Source organism: Microbacterium horticulturae (assembly GCF_029094505.1).
Taxonomy (GTDB): Bacteria; Actinomycetota; Actinomycetes; order Actinomycetales; family Microbacteriaceae; genus Microbacterium; species Microbacterium horticulturae.
The window spans coordinates 1,775,677-1,787,459 of sequence record NZ_CP119108.1 but is presented as its reverse complement, the minus strand read 5'-3'; the positions used below and the strand labels follow the sequence as shown (position 1 = coordinate 1,787,459).

The 11,783-nt window shown below is 65.7% G+C and carries 12 protein-coding genes; 8 read left to right on the top strand and 4 right to left on the bottom strand.

Annotation, left to right across the window (positions count from 1 at the left end; translation table 11 throughout):
* Positions 1–19: 19 nt before the first annotated feature.
* A complete protein-coding gene (locus tag PU630_RS08540; protein ID WP_275279950.1) occupies positions 20–784 on the top strand; it encodes an SDR family oxidoreductase in 765 nt (254 codons plus the stop codon).
* A 54-nt stretch (positions 785–838) separates the two neighbouring features.
* On the opposite strand, the gene PU630_RS08535 is transcribed toward PU630_RS08540, so the two are convergent.
* Positions 839–1,402 carry an HdeD family acid-resistance protein gene (locus PU630_RS08535; RefSeq protein WP_275279949.1) on the bottom strand — a complete coding sequence of 188 codons (564 nt, stop codon included), beginning with the start codon at positions 1,400–1,402 and terminating at the stop codon, positions 839–841.
* Positions 1,403–1,505: 103 nt separating this feature from the next.
* On the opposite strand from PU630_RS08535, the gene PU630_RS08530 reads away from it, so the two are divergent.
* On the top strand, positions 1,506–3,851 hold the full coding sequence (locus PU630_RS08530; protein ID WP_275279948.1) for an excinuclease ABC subunit UvrA: 2,346 nt from the start codon (positions 1,506–1,508) through the stop codon (positions 3,849–3,851).
* Entirely contained in the window at positions 3,844–5,280 is a 1,437-nt protein-coding gene (locus tag PU630_RS08525) for a serine hydrolase domain-containing protein (RefSeq protein ID WP_275279947.1), read from the top strand. The genes PU630_RS08530 and PU630_RS08525 overlap by 8 nt, the downstream gene beginning before the upstream one ends.
* Before the next feature lie 13 nt (positions 5,281–5,293).
* On the opposite strand, the gene trpS is transcribed toward PU630_RS08525, so the two are convergent.
* The gene (gene trpS / locus PU630_RS08520; protein WP_275279946.1) at positions 5,294–6,349 is read right to left on the bottom strand and encodes a tryptophan--tRNA ligase; all 1,056 of its coding nucleotides are present in this window, start codon (positions 6,347–6,349) and stop codon (positions 5,294–5,296) included.
* 238 nt (positions 6,350–6,587) lie between these two features.
* Between trpS and PU630_RS08515 the strand changes: the two genes are divergently transcribed.
* From PU630_RS08515 to PU630_RS08500, 4 genes are read left to right on the top strand one after another with little or no spacing between them, the layout of a single operon-like run.
* Positions 6,588–6,842: a type II toxin-antitoxin system Phd/YefM family antitoxin gene (locus tag PU630_RS08515; RefSeq protein WP_275279945.1), complete on the top strand. Its 255-nt coding sequence runs from the start codon at positions 6,588–6,590 to the stop codon at positions 6,840–6,842.
* The gene (locus PU630_RS08510; RefSeq protein WP_275279943.1) at positions 6,839–7,273 is read left to right on the top strand and encodes a type II toxin-antitoxin system VapC family toxin; all 435 of its coding nucleotides are present in this window, start codon (positions 6,839–6,841) and stop codon (positions 7,271–7,273) included. Before PU630_RS08515 ends, PU630_RS08510 begins: the two co-directional genes overlap by 4 nt.
* Positions 7,274–7,321: 48 nt before the next feature.
* Positions 7,322–7,807, top strand: a complete 486-nt coding sequence (locus PU630_RS08505; RefSeq protein WP_275279941.1) for an NUDIX domain-containing protein — start codon at positions 7,322–7,324, stop codon at positions 7,805–7,807.
* Between the two features lie 32 nt (positions 7,808–7,839).
* Positions 7,840–8,274, top strand: a complete 435-nt coding sequence (locus PU630_RS08500) for a GNAT family N-acetyltransferase (protein WP_275279940.1) — start codon at positions 7,840–7,842, stop codon at positions 8,272–8,274.
* Positions 8,275–8,501: 227 nt separating this feature from the next.
* Here PU630_RS08500 and PU630_RS08495 read toward each other — a convergent pair whose 3' ends face one another.
* Both PU630_RS08495 and PU630_RS08490 read right to left on the bottom strand, forming a co-directional pair.
* Positions 8,502–9,041, bottom strand: a complete 540-nt coding sequence (locus PU630_RS08495; protein WP_275279938.1) for a P-loop nucleotide/nucleoside kinase family protein — start codon at positions 9,039–9,041, stop codon at positions 8,502–8,504.
* A 510-nt stretch (positions 9,042–9,551) separates the two neighbouring features.
* A complete protein-coding gene (locus tag PU630_RS08490; RefSeq protein ID WP_275279937.1) occupies positions 9,552–10,409 on the bottom strand; it encodes a PHP domain-containing protein in 858 nt (285 codons plus the stop codon).
* Between the two features lie 66 nt (positions 10,410–10,475).
* On the opposite strand from PU630_RS08490, the gene PU630_RS08485 reads away from it, so the two are divergent.
* Positions 10,476–11,759, top strand: a complete 1,284-nt coding sequence (locus PU630_RS08485; RefSeq protein WP_275279936.1) for an MFS transporter — start codon at positions 10,476–10,478, stop codon at positions 11,757–11,759.
* The last annotated feature ends 24 nt before the right edge of the window (positions 11,760–11,783 follow it).

Below are 11,783 nucleotides of genomic sequence, written 5' to 3'. Positions count from 1 at the left end.
TCTCACCACAGGAGTTCTCGTGACCCAGATCCTTCCGCCCGAATCCCTCGCGGGAAAGACCGCACTGGTCACTGGTTCATCGCGCGGCATAGGCGCCGACACCGTGCGCTACCTGGCCGAGGCCGGCGCGAACGTCATCATCAACTACCGCAACAAAGCGCCTCGCGCCGAGCGGCTGGCGACCCAGCTCAGCGAGCTCGGGGTACAGGCGCTGACCGTGGCCGCCGATCTCACCGACCAGGCGTCGGTCGACGAGATGTTCGCGAAGGTCGCCTCGACGTTCGGCGGTCTGGACGTGCTCGTGCTCAATGCCTCGGGCGGCATGGAATCAGGCATGGCCGAGGACTACGCGCTGCAGCTCAACCGCGACGCCCAGGTGCGCGTGCTCCAAGCGGCGCTGCCGCTGATGTCGGCCGGTTCGCGCGTCGTGTTCGTGACGAGCCATCAGGCGCACTTCATCCGTACCACTGAGACCATGCCCGAGTACGAGGCCGTCGCGCTCTCGAAGCGCGCGGGCGAGGACGCGCTGCGCGAGCGGATTCCGCAGTTGACCGAGAAGGGGGTCGAGTTCGTCGTCGTCTCGGGCGACATGATCGAGGGCACGATCACCGCAACGCTGCTGAACCGTATGAACCCCGACGCCATCGCCTCCCGTCGTGAGGCGGCGGGCAAGCTCTACAACGTGGCCGAGTTCGCGGCCGAGGTCGCACAGGCGGCGATCGACCCGATCCCCGCCGACAACATCCGTCTCGTGGGCGACACCAGCTCGTTCACCGCGGAGTGAGCCGACGACGAAGGCCCCGGGAGAAGATCTCCCGGGGCCTTCGTCAGGTCGTGATCAGAGCGACTTCGGGCTGAACGTGAAGGCGCGCACGATCTGGAGGATGCCCAGCACCACCAGCGAGATGCCCAGCAGCCACCACAGCACGATCGCGCCCCACAGCGGCGACATCAGCAGGATGATGCCGGCGATGATGCTCAAGATCGCGAAGAAGACCGTGAGGCCCTTCGACGCCGCGCCGCCCAGGGTCGTCAGAGCGACAACGCCCTCGACGATCCACATGATGCCGACCAGGATGCCGAGGAAGACGGCGAGCCACACCGCGGTGTGCTGCAGGTTCGTGAAGGCGATGATGCCGGCGACGATGTAGAGCAGTCCGAGGACGAGGTGGCCGACGCGGGCCCAGCCGCCCATCGTTCGCGAGAAGATGCCGAGCCCGAGGTAGACGAGACCGCCCACGATCGCATAGATCGCGATGATCGCGGTGACGACGACGGCGGTTTTGGCCGGCCAGACCAGGACCAGGATGCCGACGATGAGCGCGACGAGGCCGGAGAGACCGAGGAACGTGCGGATGCCGTTGACCGCGGACTTGGCGGCCGGCGAGGTATCTGTGGACATGGGGGAGTGCCTTTCTGAGATTTACCTGTGAGGCCTTTCCTGGCCCACCCTAGTGGCGCCTCATCCTGGCCCGCCGCCGACACGCTGCCGTACGCTGTGGCTCATGCATGCCGCCGACGCACACGACATGATCACGGTTCGCGGGGCCCGAGAGCACAATCTCAAGGGCATCGACATCGAGATCCCGAAGCGCAGGCTGACCGTGTTCACGGGGGTTTCGGGCTCGGGCAAGAGCTCGCTGGTCTTCGGCACGATCGCCGCCGAGTCGCAACGCATGATCAATGAGACCTACAGCGCGTTCGTGCAGGGGTTCATGCCCCGGCTCGCGCGCCCCGAGGTCGACGTGCTCGAGGGGCTGACGACCGCGATCGTCGTCGATCAGGAGCGGCTGGGCGCCAATCCGCGCTCGACTGTGGGCACCGTCACCGACGCGAACGCCATGCTGCGCATCCTGTTCTCACGGCTGGGGGAGCCGCACATCGGCGGGCCTACCGCGTTCTCGTTCAATATCCCGACGCAGAAGGCCAGCGGGATCATGACCTCTGCGAAGGGCGAGAAGAAGGTCGTGCGCAACGCGGTGTACCTCGGCGGCATGTGCCCACGCTGCGAGGGACGGGGTCAGGTGTCGGACATCGACCTCGCCGCCGTGGTCGACGAGTCGCGGTCGCTTCTGGACGGCGCGATCCTCGTGCCGGGCTACACCGCCGACGGGTGGATGGTGCGCGGTTTCGCCGAGTCGGGGTTCTATCCGGCGGACAAGCCCATCTCGACGTTCACCGAGAAGCAGCGGCAGGCCTTCCTGTACAGCGAGCCGACGAAGGTGAAGATCAACGGCATCAACGTGACCTACGAAGGGCTCATCCCGAAGATCACGAAGTCGATGCTCTCCAAAGACATCGACGCGCTGCAGCCGCACGTGCGCCGCTTCGTCGAGAGCGCCGCCACGTTCGCGACCTGCCCGGAGTGCGACGGCACACGTCTGACCGAGGGGGCGCGCTCGTCGGTGATCGACGGCGTGAGCATCGCCGATGCGTGCCGGATGCAGGTGACCGACCTGGCGGCGTGGGTGCGGGCGCTCGACCGGCCCGAGGTCGGTCCTCTGTTGGATGCCCTGAGCGCGAACCTCGACGCGTTCGTGACACTGGGGCTGGGCTATCTGAGTCTCGAGCGACCTTCCGGCACCCTGAGCGGGGGCGAGTCGCAGCGCATCAAGCTGCTGCGGCATCTCGGCTCTTCGCTGACCGATGTGACCTATGTGTTCGACGAGCCGACGATCGGCCTGCACCCGCACGACATCCAGCGGATGAACACGCTGCTGCTGCAGCTGCGCGACAAGGGCAACACCGTGCTCGTCGTCGAGCACAAGCCCGAGACCATCGCGATCGCCGATCACGTCGTTGACCTCGGCCCGGGTGCCGGCACTGCCGGGGGAGAGGTCTGCTTCGAAGGCGGTGTGGACGGCCTGCGGTCGAGCGACACGGTCACGGGCCGTCATTTCGACGACCGTGCGTCAGTGAAGACGGCTGTGCGCGCAGCATCCACTGTTCTTCCGATCCGCGGCGCGAAAGCGCATAACCTGCAGGACGTGGATGTGGATGTTCCGCTGGGTGTACTCACGGTGATCACCGGTGTCGCCGGCTCGGGCAAGAGTTCGCTGATCGAGGGCTCTGTCGTCGGGCGCGAGGGCGTCGTCAGCGTCGATCAGGGAGCGATCAAGGGGTCGCGCCGCAGCAATCCGGCGACCTACACAGGGATGCTCGAGCCCATCCGCAAGGCGTTCGCGAAGGCCAACGGCGTCAAGCCCGCGCTTTTCAGCGCGAATTCTGAGGGTGCCTGCCCGACGTGCAAGGGGTCGGGCGTGATCGTCACCGAGCTCGGGTTCATGGACACGGTGGAGACCCCGTGCGAAGACTGCGGTGGCAAACGCTTCCAACCGGCGGTGCTCGAGTACACGCTGGGCGGCCGCGACATCACGGAAGTGCTCGGGATGCCGGTGGCCGAGGCTCTCGACTTCTTCGGTGAGGGGGAGGCGAAGGTCCCGGCGGTGACGAAGATCCTCGGGCGTCTGGTGGACGTCGGACTCGGCTACCTCACGCTGGGCCAGCCGCTGTCGACACTGTCGGGCGGCGAGCGCCAGCGCATCAAGCTCGCGACGCAGATGGCCGACGGGGGAGACGTGTACGTGCTCGACGAGCCGACCAGCGGCCTGCACCTCGCCGATGTGGAGAACCTGCTCGGGTTGCTGGATCGGATGGTGGATGCCGGTAAGAGCGTCATCGTCATCGAGCACCACCAGGCGGTGATGGCTCACGCCGACTGGATCATCGACCTGGGCCCCGGCGCAGGCCACGACGGCGGACGGGTGGTGTTCGAAGGGACGCCGACCCAGCTGGTCGCGGACCGCTCGACGCTGACGGGGCAGTATCTGGCAGAGTACGTCGGTGCCTGAACGCCGTCTCTTGGACCGGTCCGCCCCAGCCGCCGTCGGCGTCTCCTCTCGCGCGGTCGGTGCGCTGCTGGACCGACTCGAGCAGCTAGGCGTCGAATGCCACTCGGTGATGGTGGTGCGGCACGGGAGCGTCGCCGCCGAGGGCTGGTGGGCGCCGTACACGGCCGACCAGCCGCACCTGCTGTATTCGCTCACGAAGTCGTTCACCTCGATCGCGGTCGGCATGGTGATCGCCGACGGCCTGCTCTCGCTCGACGACCGCGTGGTCGACGTGCTGCCTGAGCACGTGCCCGATGATGTGTCCCCCCAGGGCGCTGCGGTGACCGTGCATCACCTGCTCGCGATGAGTGCCGGGCATGCGGTGGACAGCCTCGAAGAGGCATGGCGGCTGGAGCCGGGCGACCTCATCAAGGGGTTCCTGCGCGTGCCGTTCACGGAGGGCCTGGGGCAGGCGCACACCTATGACAACGCGACGACCTTCGTCCTGGCACGCATGGTGGAGAAGGTCACCGGCCGAGGTCTTGCCGAGTATCTGGAGGAGCGGCTGTTCCGCCCCATGGGCATCAAGGAGGCGGAGTGGGACCGGGTCGCCAGCGGTCGTGCTTTCGGCTTTCACGGACTGCACCTGACGACCGAGTCGGTGGCCGCCTTCGGCGAGCTTCTGCTGCGCGGAGGTCGCTGGGGTGACCAGCAGCTGATACCGCGCGACTACGTGGAGCGTGCGACCCGGTCGCACATCGCCGGCCGGCGCTCCGAGGAAGGTTCGGACGGCCCCGACTTCCTCAGTGGATACGGCTATCAGTTCTGGATGTCGCGCCACGGCTTCCACGGTTTCGGCGCCTTCGGGCAATACTGCGTCGTTGTTCCCTCATGCGATCTCGTGGTCGTCGTCACCTCGGCTCAGCGGGAAGTGCGGGAGGCGCAAGACGCGCTCGACGCCGTCTGGGAGTGCCTGCTTCCGGGGATGGATGTGCTCGACGGCGCGGCCGATGATGACGCCCTCGCAGAGCGCCTGCTTGCTCTGGCATTGACGATGCCCGAGGGCGCACCAGGGCCTCTCCTGCCCGTCGGAGCGACGCTGGAGATATCTGGCCTGGGCGACGCGCTCCCCGGAGGAACGGGGCTGCTCCTCGAGCCGATCGACGGCGGCTGGCGGGCGCGATTCGACGAATTGCTCGACATCGAGCTCGGTCATGGGTGCTGGGCCGAGAGCTCGCCGCTCGGCCGTCCCGTTCGCGCGGCCGGCGCGTGGCAGGGTGATCTCTTCGTCGCCGATCTCTACGTCATCGCGAGCCCGCATCGCGTGCGGCTCACGGTCCATGCCGTCACCGGCGTCGCGCGCGCACGCTGGACGACGGTCCCGCTGACGGGCCCGGACCTTCTGCTGCATCTGCGCGCGCCCCTGATGACCAGGCCGGACGTGGCATAGGGCTCCACGCTGATCAGTAATCCATGGACATCGCGGCCCGCACCTCGGTGAGCGTCTGTGCCGCCACGGCTTCGGCACGCGCGTTGCCGGTGCGCAGGACACCCTGCAAGAACCCTCTGTCTCGGGAGAGTTCGAGGCGCCGTCTGCGATGCTCGCGTAGACCCTCGTTCACGGCTTCGATGACCAACGCTTTGAGACCTCTGCCGCCGGAAGCGCCCAGACCGGTTGCGAGTTCCTCAGGGGAAGAACCGGTGAACCCCGCAGCGATCGTGAGCAGATTGGCAACCTCCGGACGGCGCTCCGGCTCATAGGTGACGAGCTGCTCGGCGTCGGTGCGAGCACGCGTGATCAGATTCGCGGTCTCATCGGCGCTCGCCGCCAGCGTGATGGCGTTGCCGCGGCTCTTGGACATCTTCTCGCCGTCGACGCCGAGGATGAGCTGCTGGTCATTGATGAGTGCCGACGGCTCGGGGAACACCGGCTTCTCGTCTGCATAGGCGGCGTTGAACCGACGCGCAATGACACGAGTCTGTTCGAGGTGGGGGAGCTGGTCGCGCCCGACCGGGACGACATCGGCTTTGCAGAAGAGGATGTCGGCGGCCTGATGCACCGGATAGGTCAGCAGCAGACCGGACAGGGGGCGTCGGCTGGCACGGAGTTCGTCTTTGACTGTCGGGTTGCGCTGCAGTTCGGCGAGGGCGACGAGGCTCAGGAACGGCAGCATCAGTTGGTTCAGCGCCGGCAGTGCCGAGTGGGTGAAGACGGTGGAGAGCGCGGGATCGATACCGGCCGCCAGATAGTCGACGAGCAGCGAGAACGTGCTGTCTTTGATGCTTCCGACACCGTCATGATCGGTGATGACCTGGTAATCGGCGATCAGCACGTACGAGTCGACACCGCGGTTCTGCAAGTCGACCCGCGTGCGCAGGCTGCTCAGGTAATGCCCGATGTGCAGATCGCCCGTGGGGCGGTCGCCGGTGAGCATGGGGTGCGCTTCGGGGCGGGAGGCGATGGATGCCGCGAGTTCGGCACTTCGGGCCGTCGCCGCATCGACGGTGCGTGAGGTCATGATGTGCTCCTGGTTCTGCCCATCGACGGGTCTGGAGCACGTTCCGCAACGAACTCAAGCCGCCCAAGGGCGGCTTGATGTGGATGTGAGAAGTCGGTGGCCGCCTACGAGGTCGGCCACCACCACTGCTGGGTGCGGATCGTCACCCTGCCATCGTATCTCGGGTCGCGGCATCCCATCGGTTCTCGTTTGTGGCTACAATCGTGGCATAAAAGTGGCTATCAGTCGGAGGAGTGCGATGAACGTCGGCATTCGGGAGTTGCGCGATGGTCTCAGCCGCTATGTCGCCGTCGCGCGGGATGGGGGAGAGGTGGTTGTCACGGATCACGGTCGCGCGGTCGCGCGCCTCGTTCCATACGGTGCTCCGAGTGCGCTGGAAGCGTTGGCGGCACGTGGCCTTGTGACGCTCGCCGAGCGAGCGAAGTCTGTGCTTGAGCCGCCGATTCATACCGATGGCGCGGTGAGCGATCTGATCACCGAGCAGCGTCGTTGATCGCGTACTTCGACACGTCGGCGATCGTCCCGCTCGTCGTTGGCGAGCCGACCTCACCGCTGTGCACGCATGTATGGACGGTCGCAGACCAGGTGGCCACGAGCCGGCTCTCGTACGTGGAAGCCGCGGCGGCGCTTGCGTCCGCCGAGCGTATGGGCCGTCTGATGCGAGAGTCATACGACGAGGCTCGCCGTCGCCTCGGCACCCTGTGGCAGATGGTGCAGATCGTCGAGGTGGATGCGTTGCTGATGGAAGACGCCGCCGATGCTGCCAAGAACCAGGGTCTGCGCGGCTACGACGCGGTGCAGTTCGCGAGTGCAATGCGCATCGCGTCCGCGGACTCGATTGCGGTGGCGGGAGATCACAACTTGCTCGCCGCCTGGCGGCGCTCAGGGCTGGCGACGGTGGATACCAATCAGCGCCTTTCGTGACGATCCGCGTGGCAGATTGCGGTCGCGGCATGCTGAATGATGGAAGGCATGCCTGTCGACCGCTCATACATCCGTGTCAAGGCGATGCTCGTCGCGCCGCATCCCGATGGCACACGCCATCTCGTCAGCGTCAACGAGCCGACTGGCGAGAATCCTCGCGGGTATCACCGTCTCATCGGCGGCAGCGTTGAGCTCGGGGAGACGTTCGAACAGGCGGTCATCCGCGAGGTGGACGAAGAGCTTGGCGCGCGCATCCACGATCTTGTTCACATGGGTACGGTCGAGAATATCTTTCGCTACAACGGCGAACTCGGTCACGAAATCGTCGCGCTGTACTCCGGCACCGTGGAACCGGCGCCGTCTGACGACGGCGGGACTCTCACCGAGTCGGACGGCGCGGTCGTTCCTGTCGTGTGGCGGCCGTTCGACGATTCCGATCTTGACGTACCGCTCTATCCCGCGGCAGCGAAGGACTGGATTCGTAGCCTCGCTCAGCTCGTTGAGACCGAAGTGGTTGCAACGATCGCCGACTGACTCCACAGCGACGCGGCGGTAGCCTCGGTGACGTGGCCGATGACCCCGACGTCGAGACTCTTCTTGCGCTGACAGACTCCGATGGGTCCATGCTCAAACGTCTGCTCAGTCAATTGTCTGCGTCAGCAACATATGACCGGGCGCGGATCGAGCTCATGCTCAGCCATGATGCGACCGAACTGCTCGTTGCACGCCGGAACGGACAGATCGTGGGCATGGCGACGCTGGTGTCGTTTCCGTTGCCCACAGGGCTACGGGGCTTTGTCGAGGATGTCGTGACAGACGAATCGGTGCGAGGACAAGGTATTGGGCGGGTCTTGCTGACAGCGATGATCGACATCGCCGTGGCGCGCGGCTTTCGCTCGCTGGAGCTGACATCACGTCCGTCCCGCGAGTCTGCGCTGCGACTGTATGAGTCGGTGGGATTCGTCCGCAGGGACACCAACGTATTGCGCTTCACGCCCTGAGAATCCCCGCTGCCTTACGAGCTTTCGCAGGAGCTGCGATCCGCGGATGGTATAGCCGATAATGCACATTATGTCAGGTTGCCAATCATCACCAGTGGGGACTGAGACCCTCCCTCGCCCTCACCGCGGTGGCGAGCGTACCCATCTCAGGACCCGAGAACCGTCTGATGGGCGTGAATGCCTCGCGATCCAGATGCGCTGCGGCGGCTGGCGTCCAGATCAGCGAATCAAGCGCCGTGTGTGCGCGTCGTGAGCACATCCACGATCCTTTCGGCAGTCGCGCCGGGCGTGAGTTGTGTGGTGTCGATGACCTCGGCGGCGCTGTGCAACCACATTTTGGCAGCCTCCGCATAGGGCTCCAGGTACCGAAGTCGGAAGGGTGAGTCAGGGCCAAGCACAACGTCACCAGCGATGCGCCCGCGGAGAGTCTCTTGGTCAGCATGCAGCACGAAGTGACGTACCTCAATGCCGTGCTCAGCGAGACCCGTGCTGATCTCGCGCCAATACTCCTCCACCAGGACGGTCATCGGCATCACGAGTATGCCGCCGGTGTATTCAAGGATGCGTCGAGCTGTTTCGACGACAAGTGTCCTCCACGGCGGCCAGTGCTGGAAATTGTCGGTCGCGGGCAGACCAGGGCGAATATCCATGAGAGTTTCGCCGACCTTCTCGGCGTCGAAGACCCGCGAGTCCGGGATCAACTCCTGCACGAGGGTGTTGACGGTCGTCTTGCCTGCACCGTGGGTGCCGTTTATCCAGACGATCACGCCTCTAGACTATCCAGCGCCTGCACTCCCCTTGCGAACGTGTGCGCGCTCGCGCTCACACGACTCCCTCCCGCCGCTCGTCAGTTCCTCACCCGCCGCTCGGCCCGCCATACACTCCGGCGTGTAGTTCATTCCGGACTTCCGCGGCAGAACGCACGGCGTAGCGGATGCGCTTCTCGCGGGCATCTTTCTGTGGGCGGGGCCCCGCTCGTCGCAGACCCGCCTCTACGTGCATGAAGACGCGGAACCCGCACGCCGCTTCTATGCTCGCTTTCGTTTCGTAGCGACAGGCCGCACTCGCTCGCACCCCATACGCCGTCGGCGCACAGATCGAGCTCGCCCGACCACTCCCCTGACGGGAGCGCCGGCGCATTCGCTCTATGCTGAGTGCGAGTGATGAGTTGCCGCAAATGGTGGGTGCCGCAGCATCCACACCCGCCATTTCGGGCAAGTCATGTCGTTTCGGCCGAGACCGGGTGGCGCTGGCAGCATCCACGCACGTGATCGACGTCAACGGGTCCAGAAATCCTCCGCTCTTCTCCCGGGCGTGAAGCCGAAGTGCTCAGCCATCATCGTCGCCTCCGGGAAGTTCGCTGCGACGTCCTGTGCCCGGTGCGCATCGCTGCCGAAGGTGATCGCGCGTCCTCCCTCTTCGGCCCACCACTGCGGAACCCACGGCCAGAGACGCCGAGTGTTCAGCTCCAGTGCCCGGCCGGACTGGGCGAGAGCCCGCATCGCGGTGCGGAAGCCTTCTTCGAACCGTCTGGGATCGAAGGGGCCGGCTTCCTCCGTCGGCCACGAGCGGGCGGCGAAGTCGATGTGGGTGAAGACCTCGAACGAATCGCTCCCCGCGACCATCCGCGGGATCTCTTCGAGGTACGCCCACATCACCTCTTCGGCGGGTCGGGAGTGATAGAGGCTCATCGGCTCAGTACGCGTCGACCCCTCGTACGACAGCATATGCAGTGAGCCGTTGACGCGCTCGATCACGCCGCTATTCAGCAGCTCGGCTGCTTCGCCGTCCCAGAGATGAGGCTGACCGAACTCCACCCCGGTGAGGATTCGCAGCTCCGGGTAGGCATGTCGGCAGCGCTCGATGGCCTCGAGATATCCCTCCACATCGAATGGCGGCAGCCGAACACACCCCCGCTCATCCACGTAACGCTGGGCGGTGGTCCCGATATCGGCTGCCTCCTCTACGACCCAAGCAGGATCGAGGTCGAGGTGCTCCGTGAAGATGACGGCTGGCAGACCCATGCGCACGGCACGCGCGCAGGCTCGCTCCATCGTCCCCGCCGATGCCGGATCCGATCCCGCATCCCACGACCATTCACTGTGGACATGCGCATCGGCGGGCAGGCTCGTCATGCCCGGTAACGCTACTCCGCTGTATGTGACCATGGTGCACTCCGATGCGCCCGATACCCTGGGCATATGCGGGACGACGCCGGCGAGGGGCAGGCTGTGTCTCCCCCGCGCGAGATCCTGCGACATCCCGCCTTCGCGTACTTCTGGAGTGCGACGACCATCCGAGCTTTCGGCGGCGCAATCGCCGGTGTCGCGTTTCAGGTGGTCATCGTCAACGTCCTCGACGCCACGCCTGTGCAGATCAGCGTCCTGAGCTCGCTCGGCGTGGTTCCGTACCTGTTCCTCGGGCTGATCGTCGGCGCGTTCATGGATCGTTGGCGACGGCAGCGGACGCTCGTTGCAACCACCGTGGGCCGCGCCATCCTGCTTGCAGGAGTGCCGGTTCTTCTCCTGACCAGTACGTTGAGCTTCTGGACGCTCGGGGCAGTGATCCTCGCTCTGGGCGTGCTCACCCTGTTCGCCGAGTCGGCTGCCCAGCCGTTGCTGCCACGCATCGTTCCCCGTGCCTCACTCGTCTCAGCGAACGCCCGCCTCGGCCAGAGCGGCACCGTGGCGAGCACGGCAGGCCCGGCTCTGGGCGGCGCGCTCCTCAAACTCGTGGGACCATCGTTGCTGTTCATCATCGAGGCCGTGATCAACGCGATCGCCGCGGTGCTGCAGGCGCGCATTCGCATCACCGAGCCGAAGGCCGAGCCCCGTCAACCAGGTCGCCACGTCGGACACGACATCGTCGAGGGCACGCGGTACGTCTATCGGCACCCGACTCTTCGGCCCCTTGCGCTCTCCGTGCACGCGTGGTTTCTCGGAAACAGCATCGTCGTGACGGTCTTCGCCGTCTATGTGCTGCGGTCGTTGAGCCTTTCGGAGTGGGCATACGGTCTCGCCCTTGCCGCGGGCGGTATAGGAGGATTCGCCGGCGCTGTCATCGCCCCGCGCATCGGTGCATGGCTGGGAGCAGGCGGAGGAATATTGCTCGGTCGCGTCTTCGCCATCGTCCCGTGGGTCGTCCTCGCGGTCGTCCCGCTTAGCGATCGCAGCGAGACCGCTCTTACTCTCTCCATCGTGGCCTCGGCGCAGTTCATCTACGGGCTGGCGATGGGCATCGAAGACACGAATGACATCTCCTATCGGCAGGCCATCGCGCACGATGAGATCCAGGGACGGATGAATGCGACGATCCGTACCGTGAATCGGGTCGTCTTCTTCTTCGGTGCGTTGCTCACCGGCGTGCTGATGACGCTGCTCGGCTACCGATGGACACTCGCGGCCGCCGCTGTCGCGTTCTCCGTCGCCGCGCTCGTCATCTTGTCGCCACTGCGCTCGGCTCGGCACGAGGACGTCGCGGACTGACCGTCGATACCACTCCCCTGCGGA